The 16,578-nt window shown below is 71.3% G+C and carries 15 protein-coding genes; 7 read left to right on the top strand and 8 right to left on the bottom strand.

The window, feature by feature from the left end; all coding sequences use genetic code 11:
- Positions 1-9: 9 nt before the first annotated feature.
- From HTV45_RS08320 to HTV45_RS08300, 5 genes are all read right to left on the bottom strand, one after another.
- On the bottom strand, positions 10-1,383 hold the full coding sequence (locus HTV45_RS08320) for an alpha-amylase family protein (protein ID WP_215204999.1): 1,374 nt from the start codon (positions 1,381-1,383) through the stop codon (positions 10-12).
- Between the two features lie 164 nt (positions 1,384-1,547).
- Positions 1,548-3,248, bottom strand: coding sequence for a glycoside hydrolase family 13 protein (locus HTV45_RS08315; RefSeq protein WP_215204998.1), 1,701 nt, complete (start codon positions 3,246-3,248; stop codon positions 1,548-1,550).
- Between the two features lie 144 nt (positions 3,249-3,392).
- On the bottom strand, positions 3,393-4,304 hold the full coding sequence (locus tag HTV45_RS08310) for a sugar ABC transporter permease (RefSeq protein WP_215204997.1): 912 nt from the start codon (positions 4,302-4,304) through the stop codon (positions 3,393-3,395).
- A gap of 13 nt (positions 4,305-4,317) precedes the next feature.
- The gene (locus HTV45_RS08305) at positions 4,318-5,322 is read right to left on the bottom strand and encodes a carbohydrate ABC transporter permease (protein WP_215204996.1); all 1,005 of its coding nucleotides are present in this window, start codon (positions 5,320-5,322) and stop codon (positions 4,318-4,320) included.
- 97 nt (positions 5,323-5,419) lie between these two features.
- On the bottom strand, positions 5,420-6,691 hold the full coding sequence (locus tag HTV45_RS08300) for an extracellular solute-binding protein (RefSeq protein ID WP_215204995.1): 1,272 nt from the start codon (positions 6,689-6,691) through the stop codon (positions 5,420-5,422).
- A 444-nt stretch (positions 6,692-7,135) separates the two neighbouring features.
- Between HTV45_RS08300 and HTV45_RS08295 the strand changes: the two genes are divergently transcribed.
- Positions 7,136-8,170 carry a LacI family DNA-binding transcriptional regulator gene (locus HTV45_RS08295; protein WP_215204994.1) on the top strand — a complete coding sequence of 345 codons (1,035 nt, stop codon included), beginning with the start codon at positions 7,136-7,138 and terminating at the stop codon, positions 8,168-8,170.
- A 131-nt stretch (positions 8,171-8,301) separates the two neighbouring features.
- The gene (locus tag HTV45_RS08290; protein ID WP_215204993.1) at positions 8,302-9,183 is read left to right on the top strand and encodes a phosphatase PAP2 family protein; all 882 of its coding nucleotides are present in this window, start codon (positions 8,302-8,304) and stop codon (positions 9,181-9,183) included.
- Between the two features lie 61 nt (positions 9,184-9,244).
- Here HTV45_RS08290 and HTV45_RS08285 read toward each other — a convergent pair whose 3' ends face one another.
- Positions 9,245-12,247 (bottom strand): bifunctional [glutamine synthetase] adenylyltransferase/[glutamine synthetase]-adenylyl-L-tyrosine phosphorylase, encoded by a 3,003-nt coding sequence (locus HTV45_RS08285; protein ID WP_215204992.1) that lies wholly within the window; start codon positions 12,245-12,247, stop codon positions 9,245-9,247.
- A gap of 162 nt (positions 12,248-12,409) precedes the next feature.
- On the opposite strand from HTV45_RS08285, the gene HTV45_RS08280 reads away from it, so the two are divergent.
- On the top strand, positions 12,410-12,919 hold the full coding sequence (locus tag HTV45_RS08280) for a pyridoxamine 5'-phosphate oxidase family protein (RefSeq protein WP_215204991.1): 510 nt from the start codon (positions 12,410-12,412) through the stop codon (positions 12,917-12,919).
- 28 nt (positions 12,920-12,947) lie between these two features.
- Entirely contained in the window at positions 12,948-13,388 is a 441-nt protein-coding gene (locus HTV45_RS08275) for a VOC family protein (protein ID WP_215204990.1), read from the top strand.
- 19 nt (positions 13,389-13,407) lie between these two features.
- Here HTV45_RS08275 and HTV45_RS08270 read toward each other — a convergent pair whose 3' ends face one another.
- Both HTV45_RS08270 and HTV45_RS08265 read right to left on the bottom strand, forming a co-directional pair.
- Positions 13,408-13,845, bottom strand: a complete 438-nt coding sequence (locus tag HTV45_RS08270) for a type II toxin-antitoxin system VapC family toxin (protein WP_215204989.1) — start codon at positions 13,843-13,845, stop codon at positions 13,408-13,410.
- Positions 13,842-14,111: a hypothetical protein gene (locus tag HTV45_RS08265; protein WP_215204988.1), complete on the bottom strand. Its 270-nt coding sequence runs from the start codon at positions 14,109-14,111 to the stop codon at positions 13,842-13,844. Before HTV45_RS08265 ends, HTV45_RS08270 begins: the two co-directional genes overlap by 4 nt.
- A 235-nt stretch (positions 14,112-14,346) precedes the next feature.
- On the opposite strand from HTV45_RS08265, the gene HTV45_RS08260 reads away from it, so the two are divergent.
- From HTV45_RS08260 to HTV45_RS08250, 3 genes are read left to right on the top strand one after another with little or no spacing between them, the layout of a single operon-like run.
- A complete protein-coding gene (locus HTV45_RS08260) occupies positions 14,347-14,979 on the top strand; it encodes a hypothetical protein (RefSeq protein ID WP_215204987.1) in 633 nt (210 codons plus the stop codon).
- Between the two features lie 10 nt (positions 14,980-14,989).
- On the top strand, positions 14,990-15,409 hold the full coding sequence (locus HTV45_RS08255; RefSeq protein ID WP_251691677.1) for a phage holin family protein: 420 nt from the start codon (positions 14,990-14,992) through the stop codon (positions 15,407-15,409).
- On the top strand, positions 15,385-16,095 hold the full coding sequence (locus tag HTV45_RS08250) for a DUF3618 domain-containing protein (protein WP_215204985.1): 711 nt from the start codon (positions 15,385-15,387) through the stop codon (positions 16,093-16,095). Before HTV45_RS08255 ends, HTV45_RS08250 begins: the two co-directional genes overlap by 25 nt.
- Positions 16,096-16,578: the final 483 nt, after the last annotated feature.

Here is a 16,578-nt window from a genome sequence, read left to right as displayed (position 1 = left end):
GGCCCGGTGTCAGCAGCTCGACTTGCCCGCGTACACCGCGAGGGCCGTGTTGCCGCCCAGCGTGGCGGTCAGCTGTCCCGAACCGTTCACCGTGACAGGGGTGTTGGCCTGGACGTCGCAGTACGTGCCCGCAGGCAGCGAGGTCTGGTAGGTGCGGGTCAGGGAGCCGGACTCGTGGTTGACGGCCACGAAGCCCTTGCCGCCCCGGCCGAAGGCGATGGCGTCGCCCCCGTTGTCCCACCAGTTGGTGACCGCCTGGCCGCGGGTGGCGTTGCGGAAGCCCACCATGGACTTGATCTCCGGCCAGTTGTGCTGGCACTTCCAGCCGCTCTGCCAGCAGGCGTTCACCTGGCCGCCGTTCGGCGGTCCCGCGTCGTGGTCGGTGAACTCGTAGCCCGAGTTGATGTCCGGGGCGCCGTAGGGCCAGGCCAGCATGAAGACGTTGGCCAGGGTGTAGGTGGCGTTGTCCTTGTAGCTGAGCGTGGAGCCGTTGCGCTCGGTGTCGTGGTTGTCGACGAAGACGCCGGCGACGCCGCTGTTCAGGTAGCCCCAGCCCTCGCCGTAGTTCTTCAGGTAGGCGAGGTTCTCGTTGTTGAAGACCCGCTTGAGGTCGTAGGCGTAGCGGAACTCCTGGACGTCGCCGTTGCCCGTGTACTCGCCGGGCTGGACGGCCTCGCCCGCACCGTGGATGACCTCCTGCTTCCAGTACACGTTCGGGTCGGTCAGCCGGGACTTGATGTCGGCGAGGTCGGCGGCCGGCATGTGCTTGGCGGCGTCGATGCGGAAGCCGTCGACGCCCAGCGACAGCAGGTCGTTCATGTACCCGGCGATGGCGCCGCGGACGTAGTCCTCCCCGGTGTCGAGATCGGAGAGGCCGAGCAGTTCACAGTTCTGGACGTTTCCGCGGTCGCCGTAGTCGGTGATGTGCGCGGTGCAGTCGTCGAAGTCGTACGAGGAGTACAGGCCGGGGTAGTCGTACTTCGTGTACGACGAGCCGCCGGTGCCGGTGCCGTTGCCGGCGGACATGTGATTGATGACGGTGTCGGCGACGACCTTGACGCCGGCCGCGTGACAGGTGTTCACCATGTTCCGGAAGGCCGTACGGTCGCCGAGCCGTCCGGCGATCCTGTAGCTCACCGGCTGGTACGACGTCCACCACTGCGAGCCCTGGATGTGCTCGGCGGGCGGGGAGACCTGGACGTATCCGTAGCCCGCGGGACCGAGGGTCTGGGTGCACTCGCGGGCTATGGAGGCGAAGTTCCACTCGAACAGGACGGCCGTGACGTCCTTGCTGCCCGGCGGGGACGCCTGCGCGCCAGTCGGGTTCATGACAACCGTGGCTGCCGCAAGGGCGGTGGCCACGGCGAGGGTTCTGCGTGCCATGTGGGGTTACCTTCTCCATCGAAGGGTGGGGAAATGCCGCCGCTGAAGCTTCTTGCTGAAAACTTCGGAAAGATTGCGGCACCGCAGATGGTAGAGGCCCGCCACCCGAAAGGGCAGCGGGCCGTACCAACTTCAATGAAAAAAGTCGCCGGGACGGACCGATGTCAGCCCGCGGCGGCGGTCCACCACACGGTGGTGTCCGCCGGGACCGTCGCCTCGCCGCCGCTCTCGGTGACCTCTCCGTTGGCGATCAGCACCCGGCCGTAGGCGGGCACGGTCACCCGCGCGCCGGTGGTGTTGGCGACGCAGACGAAGTCGCCGCGGCGGAGGGCGAGGACGCCCTCCGGGGCACGCAGCCACTCCACCGCGTCGCCCGCGCCGAGGTCGGCGTGGTCCCGGCGCACCGCGAGCGCGCTGCGGTACAGCTCCAGGGTGGAGCCGGGGTCGCCGGTCTGCGCCTCGATGCTCAGCTCGCTCCAGCCGGCCGGCTGCGGCAGCCAGCTGCCGCCCTCGCCGAAGCCGTACGACGAGCCCTCGCGGGTCCACGGGATCGGCACCCGGCAGCCGTCACGGTAACCGTCCTGGCCGGCGCCCCGGAAGTACGCCGGGTCCTGGCGCACCTCGTCGGGGAGGTCCACGACGTCGGGAAGGCCCAGCTCCTCGCCCTGGTAGACGTAGGCCGAGCCGGGCAGCGCCAGCATCAGCAGGGTGGCGGCGCGGGCGCGGCGCAGGCCCAGCTCACGGTCGCCGGCCTCGCGGATCTGGGTGCCGAGGCCCGCCGGGTTGCCGAAGCGGGTGGCGTGCCGGGTGACGTCGTGGTTGGACAGCACCCAGGTGGCGGGGGCGCCGACCGGGCGCATGGCGTCCAGGGTGCGGTCGATGACCGTGCGCAGCTCCTCGGCGTCCCAGTGGGTGCCCAGGTACTGGAAGTTGAACGCCTGGTGCAGCTCGTCGGGGCGGACGTAGTTCGCGGTGCGCTCGACGGTCGGGGTCCATGCCTCGGCGACGAAGATGCGCTCGCCCGAGTACTCGTCGAGGATCAGCCGCCACTGGCGGTAGATGTCGTGCACGCCGTCCTGGTCGAAGAACGGCATGACATCGTTGCCCAGCAGCTTCAGCTGCTCATGGTCTCCGAGGTCGGGCAGGCCCTCGGCCTTCACCATGCCGTGGGCGACGTCGATACGGAAGCCGTCCACGCCCATGTCCAGCCAGAAGCGCAGGATGGAGCGGAACTCGTCGCCGACCGCCGGGTGCTCCCAGTTGAAGTCGGGCTGCTCGGGCGCGAAGAGGTGCAGGTACCACTCTCCGGGCGTGCCGTCGGGCTCGGTGACCCGGGTCCAGGCCGGGCCGCCGAAGATCGACTCCCAGTCGTTGGGCGGCAGTTCGCCGTTCTCGCCCTTGCCGGGGCGGAAGTGGTAGCGGTCGCGCGAGGGCGATCCGGGGCCCTCGGCGAGAGCACGCCTGAACCACTCGTGCTGGTCCGAGGAGTGGTTGGGCACGATGTCGACGATGATCCTGAGGCCCAGTCCGTGGGCGTCGCGGATCAGCGCGTCCGCGTCGAGCAGGGTGCCGAACATCGGGTCGACGGCACGGTAGTCGGCGACGTCGTACCCGGCGTCGGCCTGCGGTGAGGCGTAGAAGGGGCTGAGCCATACGGCGTCCACCCCGAGGTCGCGCAGGTACGGCAGGCGGGAGCGGATGCCTTCCAGGTCGCCCATGCCGTCGCCGTTGCTGTCGGCGAAGCTGCGCGGATACACCTGGTAGATCACGGCGTCCCGCCACCAGTCGCCGCGACGGGGGACGGTGGCGACGGCCGCGTCGGTCGTGGGGGTCGGGGCCGGGGCGGCGGAGTGCTGCTGGCTCATGTCGTCCTTGATACGAGTGCGGTCGGGAGAAGCGAGTGGGAGGGCGGTGGGGACAGGGCGGCCGCGGTGACAGCGGGGTCGGATGGGCACCGCGGCCGCCCACCCGCGCGAGTCAGGCGCGCGGGAGTCGTTGCCCGAAGGGGATCAGCCCTTCGTGCCGCCGGCCGTGAGGCCGGTGACCAGGTTCTTCTGCACGAGGTAGAAGAACGCGGAGACCGGTATCGCGATCAGGACCGCGGTGGCGGCCATGAGGTTGCGCTGTGCGTCGTGCTCGCTGACGAAGCTCTGCAGACCGACGGCGAGGGTGTATTTCTCGTCGTCGAGCATGAACGTCGTGGCGAAGGCGACCTCGCCGAACGCGGTGATGAAACTGTAGAACGCGGCGACCGCGAGACCGGGCCTGGCCAGCGGCAGGATCAGCCGCACGAACGTACCGATGGGGCTCAGCCCGTCGACCCGTCCCGCCTCGTCGATCTCGAACGGGATGGTGTCGAAGTAGCCCTTCATCAGCCAGGCGCAGTACGGCACCGCCGTGGAGCAGTAGACGAGGATCAGGCCGAGGTAGCTGTCGATGAGCTGCAGGTCCGAGAGGATCTGGTACATCGGAACCATCAGGACGGCCACCGGGAACATCTGGGTGAGCAGAAGCACCCACATGAACTTCCGGTAGCCCGGGAAGCGCATGCGGGAGACCGCGTAGCCGGTGGTGGCGGCCACGAAGACGCCGATGAGCGTCGTACCGAGCGAGACGATCAGCGAGCTCTTCAGCCAGTCGAAGAAGTTCGTCTCCTGCAGGACGTATGTGTAGTTGTCCAGTGTCATCTTGCCCCAGATGCCGCCGGGACGCAGATAGTCGTCCTGGTCGGGGCCGAGGGACAGGAAGACCAGCCAGGCGACCGGGAACAGCGCGATCAGACTGGCCACGGTCAGGATGCCGTGCGAGGTGAGGCGGGCCAGGGGGCCGCTCTCGCCGCGCCGGCGGGACGGCCGGGCCGGGGCCCTGCCGTCGGCAGGCCGGTCCGCCGGAGCGGCGGTGGTGACGGTGGAAGTGCTCATGGGGACTCCTGCCTCAGATCGCGAGCTGCTGGTCATTGCGGTTCAGCCAGCGCCGGTAGAAGGAGGTGAAGACGACCAGGATGGCCAGCAGCAGCATTCCGTAGGCGGCGGACTCGGCGAACTCGCGCGGCTGCTGTCCGAAGCCGAGGTAGTAGGCCCAGGTCACGAGGATCTGCGCGTCCGGCGCGGTGTTGCCGAAGAGCAGGAAGATCACGGCGAACTGGTTGAAGGTCCAGATGACGCCGAGCAGGACCACGGTGGAGCTGACCGAGCGCAGGCCCGGCAGGGTGACGTGACGGAAGCGCTGCCAGGCGCTGGCGCCGTCCATCTCGGCCGCCTCGTACAGGGTGTTGTCGATGGACTGCAGCCCGCCGAGGAGGGAGATCATCATGAAGGGGACACCGCACCAGGTGTTGACCATGATGGCGGAGAACCGCTGCCAGAAGGTGTCCTCCAGCCAGGCCGGAGTGGGCATGCCGAGGAACTCCAGGCCGGAGTTGATGATGCCGGCGTCGGCGAGCATGAACCGCCAGCCGAAGACGGTGACGAAGGTCGGCACGGCCCACGGCAGGATCAGGACCAGCCGGTAGAGGGTGCGGCCGCGCAGCTTCTGGTCGAGCAGCAGGGCCAGGCCCAGGCCGATGCCGTAGTGCAGGGCGACACAGGCCGCCGTCCACACGATCGTCCAGATGAACTTGGACCAGAAGCGGTCGTAGGCCGTCTCGCCCCACAGGATGTCGGCGTAGTTGTCGATGCCGATGAACTTCCAGGTGGCCTCGATCTCGTTGACGCCGATGGTGCGGGCCGAGTTGAGGCTGTCGGCGTCGGTGAGCGTGAGATAGAAGCCGTACCCGAGGGGATACAGCACGATGACGCCGAGCACCAGCGCCACCGGCGCGATCATGGCGTAGGCGTACCAGTACTTCTGGTATCCGCGCTTCAGGCGGCTGACCGGCCCGGGGCGGGGCGCGCGGTCACCGCGGCGCTTGCCGGTCGCGCGGTCGATGGCGACTGTCATGGTTCGGCACCTTCTGGATGGTCAAGGGGGACGGCACACAGGCCGGCGGCCGCCGGACCCTCCCCTCCTGGAAGCGGGTCCGGCGGCCACGCGGGCGTTACTTGCTGAACTCCGGAACCAGCTTGGCGATCGCGGTCTCCGCGTCACCGAGGCCCTTGTCCAGGGACTCCTTGCCGCCGGCGATCTGCGGCAGCTCGGTGTCCATCGGGCCCCACAGCGAGCTGTACTCCGGCAGCGCCGGGCGCGGCTGGGCGGCCGAGAGGACCGTCTGGTAGCCGGCGATGCCCGGGTCGGCCTTGACCTGGTCGGTGTAGGCGTCGTCGCGCGTGGGCAGCGTGGAGTTCTTCAGCGCGATGGTCTCCTGCGCCTTGGCCGAGGTCATGAAGTTCACGAACTTCAGCGCGGCCTCCTGCTTCTCCTTGGTGGAGCCGGCGTAGACCGAGAGGTTGTGGCCGCCGGTCGGGGCGCCCGCCTTGCCGGCGGAGCCGGCCGGGACGGTGGCGATGCCGAGGTTGTCCTTGTCCTCGAACGCGGTGCCCTTGTAGAAGTTGGTGATCTCCCACGGGCCCTGGATGATCGAGGCGACCTTGCCGTTGACGAACGCGTCCTGGATGTGCGCGTAGGCGTCCGCGGTCACGTCGGCCTTGTGCAGGCCCTTGCCCTCGAAGAGGCTCAGCCAGGTGCCGTAGGCCTTCTCGGCCGCGGGCGACTTCACGGTGACCTTCTTGGCGTCGGCGTCGACCATGTCGGTGCCCTCGCCGTACAGGAACGGCTGCGCGTAGTAGCCGGCCGTGGAACCCCAGTAGCCGTCGACGCCGGTCTTGTCCTTGATGGTGGCGGCGGCCTTCTTCAGGTCCTCCCAGGTCTTGGGGGCCTCGACGCCGGCCTTCGCGAACAGGGCCTTGTTGTAGACGAAGGCGAGGGTGTCCGTGGTGAAGGGGACGCCGTAGGTCTTGCCCTCGTACTTGGCCTGCTCGAGCAGGTTGGACTTGAACTTGTCCTGCTCGGCGAGGGCCTCGGTGCCGTCCAGCGGCAGGAAGAAGCCCTTCTTGGCGAAGGCGGGGGTCCAGCCGACCTCGGAGCGCAGCACGTCGGGCGCGCCCTTGGAACCGGCGGCGGTGTCGAACTTGTTCTGCGCCTGGTCGAAGGGGACGTTGACGAACTTGACCTTGACGTCCTTGTTGGCGGCCTCGAACTCCTTGACCAGGGCCTGGTACGTCGGCGCCTCGTTGGTCGCGTTGGAGGTGTCCCACCAGGTGATGGTGACCGGGCCGCCGGCCTTGTCGCCGCTGTCGCTGTCTCCGCCGCAGGCCGTCGCCGCGAGGGCGAGGGACGCCACCAGCGCGGTGGCCGCTATGCCACGCCGCATGAGGTTCTCCTTGAGGGTTATGCCCGTGAGGTGGGCTCTGACGACAGAGCCCCGCAGGTGCCGGCCCCGTCTGCCGTCCTGCGAAACGTGCCGACTGCGCCGATGGAGCCGCCGGGCGACGTGAACGTAACAGCGCTGGAATCTTTTCGAAAGACCTTGCAGAAAAGTTTTGCAAGCGACGCCGAGAGTTACGTCGCCGTGACCTGTTCTCGACCGTTGCGCAACCCGGGTTTCCGCCCGTACGGCAGGGCTTCGCACTGTTGTGCAAGACTCTGCAAGCACTTGCTATCCGGTACCGCCGGCGGAATCATCCCTTGCGGACCGGACGCCGACCACGACGTGAGGATCGCGATGACCCAGCAGCCCGCAGCGGGCCGTCCGACGGCGCGCGCCAGGCGTCCTGTCGGTGTGCAAGGTGCGAACCGGCGGCTACAGTCCACTCCTGTGACCACACGGCTTGCTGATATCGCTGCTCAGGCGGGGGTGAGCGAGGCGACCGTCAGCCGGGTCCTGAACGGGAAGCCGGGCGTCGCCGCCACCACCCGCCAGTCCGTGCTCGCCGCCCTCGACGTCCTGGGTTACGAGCGCCCGGTGCGGTTGCGACAGCGCAGCGAGGGCCTGGTCGGCCTGATCACTCCCGAGCTGGAGAACCCGATCTTCCCGGCGCTGGCCCAGGTCATCGGGCAGGCGCTGACCCGCCAGGGCTACACCCCGGTGCTCGCCACCCAGACCCCCGGCGGGTCGACGGAGGACGAGCTGACCGAGATGCTGGTGGACCGGGGGGTGGCCGGGATCATCTACGTCTCCGGGCTGCACGCGGACACCACCGCCGACATGCAGCGCTACGAGCGACTGCGCGCGCAGGGCGTGCCGTTCGTGCTCGTGGACGGTTTCTCGCCAAAGGTGCAGGCGCCGTTCATCTCCCCCGACGACCGGGCCGCGATGTCGCTCGCCGTCACCCACCTCGCCTCGCTCGGCCACACCCGGATCGGGCTCGCGCTCGGGCCGAAGCGGTTCGTGCCGGTGCAGCGCAAGATCGAGGGGTTCGTCCGCGCCGTGCAGGAGCAGTTGGGCCTGAGCGCCGGGACTGTCGCGACGGAGCTGGTCCAGCACTCGCTGTATACGCTGGAGGGCGGGCAGGCGGCCGCCGCCGCGCTGATGGACCGCGGCTGCACGGCGGTGGTGTGCGCCAGCGACATGATGGCGCTGGGCGCGATACGGGCGGCCCGGCAGCGTGGTCTGGACGTGCCCAAGGACATCTCGGTGGTCGGCTTCGACGACTCCCCGCTGATCGCCTTCACCGACCCGCCGCTGACCACCGTCCGCAAGCCGGTCCCCGCGATGGGCCAGGCCGCGGTGCGCACCCTGCTCGAGGAGATCGGCGGAACACCCGCCCCGCACAGCGAGTTCGTGTTCATGCCGGAGCTGGTGGTGCGCGGTTCGACCGCGTCGGCCCCCGGGGACCGGAGTCGTCCCTAGGGCGTAGGGAACGGCCTCTCCCCACTCCGCAGGAGGAGGCGGGCCGTCTGTCTCCCGGGGGAGAGGATGCGGGTCGGGCCCGACCGGGGGATGATCCGAGGGGGACGTCTTTTCTGGCAGACTCTGTGCCCATGGGTGAACCGACCGTGACCACGCTGGAAGGCCGCGCAGAGGCCGCAGCACCACCCGTCGCGGACGAGACGACGGGGCGGCGGTTCCTGCGTCGGCGCACCCCCGGCCGTCCGCGCCTGTGGTTCGAGATCCTGCTGATCGCGGTCAGTTACTGGACGTACTCACTCATCCGCAACGCCGTGCCCGAACAGCGGGCCGAGGCACTGCGCAACGCCGACGGGATCTGGGGCCTGGAGCAGCGACTGGGCCTGGCCTTCGAGGAGTCGGTCAACCACGCGGTGAACTCGGTGACCTGGCTGGTCGTCGGCATGAACTACTACTACGCCACCCTGCACTTCGTCGTCACGCTGGGTGTCCTTGTGTGGCTCTACCGTAGTCATCCCGGCCGCTACGCGGCGACCCGGCTGGTGCTGTTCACCACGACGGGTTTCGCCCTGGTCGGCTACTACCTGTACCCGCTGGCCCCGCCCCGGCTGATGAACGGCCAGGATTTCATCGACACCGTGCTGGTCCACCAGACCTGGGGTTCGATGGCCTCCGGGGACCTGAAGAACATGTCCAACCAGTACGCCGCGATGCCCTCGATGCACATCGGCTGGTCGGTCTGGGCCGGTGTGACCATCTTCGCCCTGGCCACCGTTCCCTGGGCGCGGGTGCTGGGTCTGCTGTACCCGGCGGCCACCCTGGTGGTCATCGTCGCCACCGCCAACCACTTCTGGCTGGACGCGGTGGGCGGTGTGATCTGCCTGGGGGTCGGGTACGGAATCGCCCTGCTCTGGTACGGCCGCCAGCCGTACGCCCTGCCGAGGCAGGTCCCGGAAAGGGAGAAACGGAAGCGGAAGCGGGAGCGGGAGCGGATTCCGGTTCCCAAGCAGGGCTGACCGCGGGGCCCCTCCACCGCCCCGGCAGGGCTGACCGCGGGGCCCTCGGCGCCGGCGGGCGCTACGCCCCTCCGTAGAACAGCTCCTCCACCACACCCCGCGCCCGCCGCGCCGTACGCCGGTAGGCGTCGAGCATGTCGCCCGCGTGGCCGGGGCCGTAGCCCAGGTAGCGGCCGACGGCGCCCAGTTCGCGGGGCGCGGCCGGGAAGGTGTCCCCCGCGCGGCCCCGGACCAGCATCACCGCGTTGCGCACGCGGGTGGCCAGCACCCAGGCCTCGTCGAGGATGCCGGCGTCCTCCTCCGGGACCAGGCCGGCCGTGCGGGCCGCGGCCAGCGCCTCGCGCGTCCGCGTCGTGCGCAGGGCCGGCTCCCGCGCGCCGTGCCGGAGCTGGAGCAGCTGCACGGTCCACTCCACGTCGGACAGCCCGCCCGGACCGAGCTTGGCGTGCAGCTTGGGGTCCGCACCGCGCGGCAGCCGCTCGGACTCCATACGGGCCTTCAGCCGGCGGATCTCCCGGGCGGCCTCCTCCTCGAGCCCGGCGGCCGGATAGCGCAGCGGGTCGATCAGCTCGGTGAAGCGGCGGCCCAGCTCCTCGTCCCCGGCGACATGTTCGGCGCGCAGCAGCGCGTGCCGCTCCCACGCCAGCGACCAGCGGCGGTAGTACGCCTCGTACGACTTCAGTGTGCGCACCAGCGGGCCCGACCTGCCCTCCGGGCGCAGGCCGGCGTCGATCAGCAGCGGCGGGTCGGCACTGGGGACCTGGAGCAGCCGGCGCATCTCGGAGACGACCTTGTTCGCGGCCTCGGACGCCTCCCGCTCGTCCACGCCGTCGCGCGGCTCGTGGACGAACAGGACGTCCGCGTCGGAGCCGTAGCCCAGTTCGTGGCCGCCGAAGCGGCCCATGCCGATGATCGCGAACCGGGTGGGGAGGGTGTCCCCCCAGCCCTCCCGGACCACAGCGCGCAGCGTGCCGGCGAGGGTGGCGGCCGTCAGGTCGGAGACCGCGCCGCCCACCAGGTCCACCAGGGCACCCTGCTCGGCCTCGGCGGCCCGGGACTCGGTGCCGTAGGAGCGGACGATGTCGGCGGCGCAGGTACGGAACAGCTCGCGGCGGCGCACCCCGCGGGCGGCGGTGACGCCCTGCACGGCGTTGTCGGCGCGGCGGACCGCGGCGAGGACCTCCTGCTCCAGGGAGACCCGTGAGCGGGGGGCGAGTCCCGCGCCGTCCCCGTCGCCGAGCAGCGCCACCGCCTCGGGGGCGCGCAGCAGCAGATCGGGGGCGAGCCGTCCGGCGGAGAGCACCCGGGCCAGGTTCTCGGCGGCGGCGCCCTCGTCGCGCAGCAGCCGCAGGTACCAGGGGGTCTTGCCGAGCGCGTCGGAGACCTTGCGGAAGTTCAGCAGACCGGCGTCCGGGTCGGCGGAGTCCGCGAACCAGCCGAGCAGCACGGGCAGCAGGGTGCGCTGGATGGCGGCCTTGCGGGTGACGCCGGACGCCAGCGCCTCCAGGTGGCGCAGCGCGGCGGCCGGATCGGCGTACCCGAGGGCCACCATGCGCTCGCGGGCCGCCTCCGCGCTGAGCCGGGCCTCACCGGTGGCGAGGGCGGCGACGGCGTCGAGCAGCGGCCGGTAGAACAGTTTCTCGTGCAGGCGCCGTACGACGGAGGCGTGCCGCCGCCATTCACGGCTCAGGGTGGCGACCGGGTCGGTGCGCAGATCGAGGGAGCGGGCCAGCCGGCGCAGATCGGTCTCGTCCTCGGGGACCAGGTGGGTGCGGCGCAGCCGGTAGAGCTGGATGCGGTGCTCCAGGGAGCGCAGGAAACGGTAGGCGTCGTCGAGCTGGGCGGCGTCCCTGCGGCCGACGTAGCCGCCGGCGGCGAGGGCCTTCAGCGCGTCGAGGGTGGTGCCGCTGCGCAGGGAGGCGTCGGCGCGGCCGTGCACCAGCTGGAGCAGCTGCACGGCGAACTCGACGTCCCGCAGCCCGCCGGGGCCGAGCTTGAGCTGGCGGTCGATCTCGCCGGCGGGGATGTTCTCCACCACCCGGCGGCGCATCTTCTGCACGTCGGCGACGAAGTTCTCCCGCTCGGCGGCCCCCCACACCAGCGGCTGCAGCGCGGCGACGTACTCCTCGCCGAGCGCCAGGTCACCGGCGACCGGGCGGGCCTTGAGCAGCGCCTGGAACTCCCAGGTCTTGGCCCAGCGCTGGTAGTAGACCAGGTGGGAGGCGAGGGTGCGGACCAGCGGCCCGTTGCGGCCCTCGGGGCGCAGGTTGGCGTCGACGGGCCAGATGGAGCCCTCGACGGTGGTCTCGGAGCAGATCCGCATCAGGTTCGAGGCGAGGCGGGTCGCGGCGCGCAGCGCCTTGTCCTCGTCGGCCCCGTCCACCGCCTCGCCCACGAAGATCACGTCGACGTCGGAGACGTAGTTGAGCTCGTGTCCCCCGCACTTGCCCATCGCGATCACCGCGAGCCGGCACAGCGCGGCGTCCTCGGGCGCGTCGGCGTGTGCGAGGGCGAGGGCGGCGCGCAGGGTGGCGGTGGCGAGGTCGGCCAGTTCGGCGGCGGTCTCGGCGACCTCGATGGTGCCGCAGACGTCCCGGGCGGCGATGGACAGCAGGCAGCGCCGGTAGGCGACGCGGAGCGCGACCGGGTCGCCGGCCTCGGCGAGACCGCGCTCGAACTCCTGGACACCGGGGTGGAGGTCATGCGGCTCGTAGGTGACGAGGGCCTGCCAGTCACTGGGGTGCCGGACCAGGTGATCGGCGAGCGCCTCGGACGCGCCGAGCACCCCGAGCAGCCGGTCCCGCAGCGGCTTGGCGGCTATCAGGGTGTCCAGCAGTTCCTGGCGGGCGGCGGCCCCGTCCTGCGCCTCCAGCAGCCGCACGAGCCCGAGCAGCGCGAGATCCGGGTCGGCGGTCGCGCCGAGGGCGTCCAGCAGCACGGGATCGTCGCGGAGCGGCGCCGGCCCCGCGCTCTCCAGCAGCCGCTCGGCGGCGGAGGGATCGGTGAAACCGTGCCGCAGCAGCCGAGTGAAGGTACTGCTCCTGCGCCCCGGCGCCGACGTCATCCCCGGCCTCCCTCGTGCCTCGTGCCTCGGATCTGGGTCGTACGGCCCTGAGCCTAGCCGGAGCGGACACGCACGGCTCCGGGGACGGCCCGCGATGAGTTCCGGGGGCGGGCGGGGTCTGATGGAGGAGCACGGCCACGGCCCATCCGCGAGGGAGTCCCCATGAGCGCCACCCCCGAGTCCCGCCTCGACCCGCGCTACAGCGATCCGGAAGCCGGTTCGCCGCCCTGGTCCGAGGTGGAGCGTCTGATCAGCGAGGCGGAACTGTTCTGGATCTCCACGGTCCGCCCCGACGGCCGTCCCCATGTCACCCCGCTCCCCGCCGTGTGGTCGGCCGGAGCGCTGCACTTCTGCACCGGGCCGGACGAGCGCAAGGCCCGCAACCTGGCGGAGAACCCGCAGGTCGTGCTGACCACGGGCACCAACACCTGGAACGAGGGCTACGACGTGGTGGTGGAGGGCGCGGCCGTACGGATCGCCGACGACGCGCGGCTGCGCGAACTGGCGGCGGCGTGGGAGGAGAAGTACGGCAGCTTCTGGCACTTCGAGGTCCGGGACGGGCACTTCCGTCACGGGCCGGGGCGCGCGGTGGTGTTCTCGGTGGCACCCCGCACGGTTTTCGGATTCGGTAAGGGGGAGCCGTTCAGCCAGAGCAGGTGGCGGTTCGCCTGACGTGAAACCGACGAAGGAGTCACTGACCATGGACATGACCCTCGAGGTGATCCCGCTCCCGGTGAGCGACATCGACCGGGCACGGGACTTCTACCGGGACAAGGTCGGCTTCCATGTCGACATCGACCAGGAGGTCATGCCGGGCATGCGCATCGTCCAGCTGACCCCGCCGGGCTCGGGCTGCTCGATCGCCCTCGGCGAGACCCTGTGGGAGATGACCCCCGGCCCCACCCCGGCCCCCGGCACCTACCAAGGGCTCCAGCTCTGTGTCGCCGACATCGAGGCGGCCCGCGCGGAACTGGTCGGCCGGGGCCTGGACGTCTCCGAACCGGTCCGGTACGCCGAGTCCGACGGCGCCACGTTCATGTACTTCACGGACCCGGACGGCAACGGCTGGGCGGTGCAGGAGTACCGGCGGCGGGCGGAGGAGCCGCTGCACAAGGCGCTGGGGGATCCGGCACAGAGGTAGGCCGGTCCCCGGCGACCGGTCAGAGATCATCCGGAAGGATCCGGAAGCAGGAGAAGCTGCCACCTGTCGGCCGCAACGCCCGGAAGTCCCGGAGATCCTTGGTGAGAACTGCGTCCGTGCCGTACTCGGCGGCGAGAGCGACGTTGACCGCATCCACCAGATCCAGGTCCAGGGAGGCATAGCGCGCCCGGACGGTCAGCGCGGCATCCAGGATCTCCGGCGTCGGCGGGGCCAGGACCAGCCGCATCTGCCGTACCCGTTCGGTGAGGGAGCGGAGGATGCCGTCGGCCGCTCCCCGCCCGGCACGACTGGTGGCCACCCGATGCACCTCGGTGAGCGCGAGCGGGCTCATGACGAGAAAGCCGCACTGGTCCGCGGCCTTTCTCGCCGCGTGATGATCCGGGTCGGAGCGGTTGAACAGTGTGAGAATGCCGGAAGTGTCGGCGATGGCGATCACGCGGCGTCGCCCCGGTTCCGGCGCTCGCGCGCTGTGTGCCCATGGGTCACTGCCGACCGGATCTCATCCTTGTCCACGGGAGCGCCGAGGTCGAACGTCTCCTCGTCGGAGACGAACGGCTCGTCCCACACACGGTGCGCCAGAGCGATGCGGTGGATGCCCTCACGGATTATCTCCGCCTCCGGGACCCCCAGGCGGGCAGCCGCCTCTTTGATCAGGCGCAGATCGCCGTCGTCGGCGTAGACGTTGGTGCGCTTCAGAGCCATATCGAAATGGTACAGGACGTGTACCACTCGGTGCAGCGCAGCCGGATCCTGCCCTCAGCGAGGGGCAACGGCAGGACCACCCGACGAACCTTGCCCATAACGTGTCAAATGCTCACGAATGGCCACTCGGGTGCGGACGGACGGCCACGTGTGCGGCTCGGAGCTCGGTCTCCGGCCCACACCGGGTCACGAGGCCACGGGCCGTACGCACGCATCCGATGAGGGGAAGTCGCCGATGAGTGAGTCCGTACGAACCGGAGCCGGGAGCACCGGGGAGAAGGTCAGGGCAGAGTCCTCCGCGACGGCCGGACAGGCCAAACAGGCCGCCGGCCAGGTCGCGGGGACAGCGGCGGAGCAGGCCAGGAACGTCGTGGGTGAGGCACGGCAACAGGCCGGCACGGTCCTGGAGGATCTGCGGGGCCGCGCGATCGACGAGGCGGACGGGCAGACCAGGCGGGCGGCCGGCACGCTGCGGGAGTGGGCGAACGACTTCTCCGGCCTGGCCGCCCACGCCGAGCACGACTCGCCCGCCCGCAGCCTGGCGGCGCGCGCGGGCGACAAGGGGACGCGGGCGGCGGACTACCTGGAGCGGCAGGGAGTCGAAGGGCTCGTCGCCGACCTCCAGGGCTTCGCCCGGCGCCGCCCCGGCGCCTTCCTCGGCGGCGCGCTGCTGGCCGGGCTGGCCGTCGGGCGCCTGGCGAAGGTGACGCAGTCGGCGTCCGGGGCGAACGGGAACGGCCGGGCGGAGGTCACCGCGGCCCCGGCCCCCGAGGCCCTGCCGGCCGCTCCCCCGCCGGGCACCGCACCGCCCGCGCCCTCCTCGCCGCCGTCCCTGGGCACACCGGGCCGCCCGTTCCCGGAGGCATGACATGGCGACGATGTCACCACTGTCCCGGGCGCGCTCGGCCGAGCCCCTGGAACAGGAGAAGTCCACAGGTGAGCTGCTGTCCGAGGTCACCTCGGACCTCCAGGTTCTCTTCCGCCAGGAGGTGGAGCTGGCCAAGGCCGAGATCAAGGAGGAGGGCACCAAGGCCGGCAAGGCGGCCGGGATGTTCGGCGGTGCCGGGTTCGCCGGCTACATGGTCCTGCTGTTCCTCTCGCTGGCGGCCGTGTTCGGCCTGGCCCGCGTGATGGACGAGGGCTGGGCCGCCCTGATCGTCGCCGCCCTGTGGGGGATCGCCGGAGCCGTGCTGTACCAGAAGGGCCGCGCGAAGATGCGCACCGTCTCCCCCAAGCCGGAGCAGACCGTCCAGACCCTGAAGGAGGACGCGGAATGGGCACGTCACCCGACCACATGAGGGCCGAGATAGCGGCCACGCGCAACCAGCTGTCCGCGGACGTGGACCAGCTCGCCGACCGGGCCAGCCCCCGCCGGATGGCCCGCCGCCGCAAGGCGAGGATGCGCCGTACGGTGTCGGGCGTCCGTGACCGCGTCATGGGCACCGCCTCGCATACGGCCCACGGCATGGCCGGCACCGCCCGGTCGGCGGCCGGTTCGGTGCAGGAAGGCACCGGACGGGCGGCCGGCTCGGTGCAGGAGGGAGCCGGGCGGGCCGCCGACACGGCGCGCGGGGCCGCCGATCAGGCGGGGCAGGCCGCCCAGCAGACGCCCGAGATCGCCCGCCGCCAGACCCAGGGCAACCCGATGGCCGCCGGGCTGGTCGCCTTCGGCGTCGGCCTGCTGGCCGCGTCGATGGTGCCCGCGTCCGAGAAGGAACAGCAGAAGGCGTCCGAGCTGATGGAGCGGGGCGCCGAGGCTCTGGAGCCGGTCAAGCAGGCCGCCACCGAGTCCGCACAGCACCTGAAGGAGGACGCCAGGGAAGCGGCCCAGAGCGCGGCCGCGGAGGTGAAGGACACCGCGCAGCAGGGGGCCCGGACCGCGCAGGACGAGGCCCGCGGCCAGGCCGGCCAGATCTCCGACCAGGCCCGCGACTCCGGCCGCAGCCTCAAGGACGAGGCGCGGAACCGCTCCGGACCGGCCTGACACCGGACGCCGGCGGCGCGACGACGGGGAGCGCCCTGTCCCGGCCTTGAGACCGCCGGGGCAGGGCTCTCCCGCGCGCCGCCTGACGAACGGCCGGCGCGCAGGCGGGCACCGGACTGGGTCCCGTACGCCGCCTGACGGACGGCTGGTACAGGCCGGTACAGGCCGGTACCGGCCAGAGCCCTCCCCCGTGCTTCGCCTGGCCGGCGCACGGGCGGCGCGCGGGCGGGGGATCAGCGGCCGGAGAACCAACCCGCGGGGTGGCCCATCCATGCGGCGACGGCGTGGTGAGGCGCGGCAAGGGCGAGCGGAGCGGCACAGCGGAGGTCGTACCCCGGCCGGCCCGACCGCCCCGCGTGGGTAGCCGCGCCCGCGCGGCGGGCGACGGCGCGGCGGGCGACGGCGCGGCGGGCGACGGGATCACGACCGGCATGGCGGTGGCCGTGATCCCGCCGCCCCGGCCGTCTCCGCCCGCACCCCGGA

This window comes from Streptomyces sp. CHD11 (assembly GCF_018638295.1).
In the GTDB taxonomy this organism is placed as follows: Bacteria; Actinomycetota; Actinomycetes; order Streptomycetales; family Streptomycetaceae; genus Streptomyces.
Note: the sequence above shows the minus strand (reverse complement) of the source record. Positions and strands in the feature narration are given on the sequence as shown.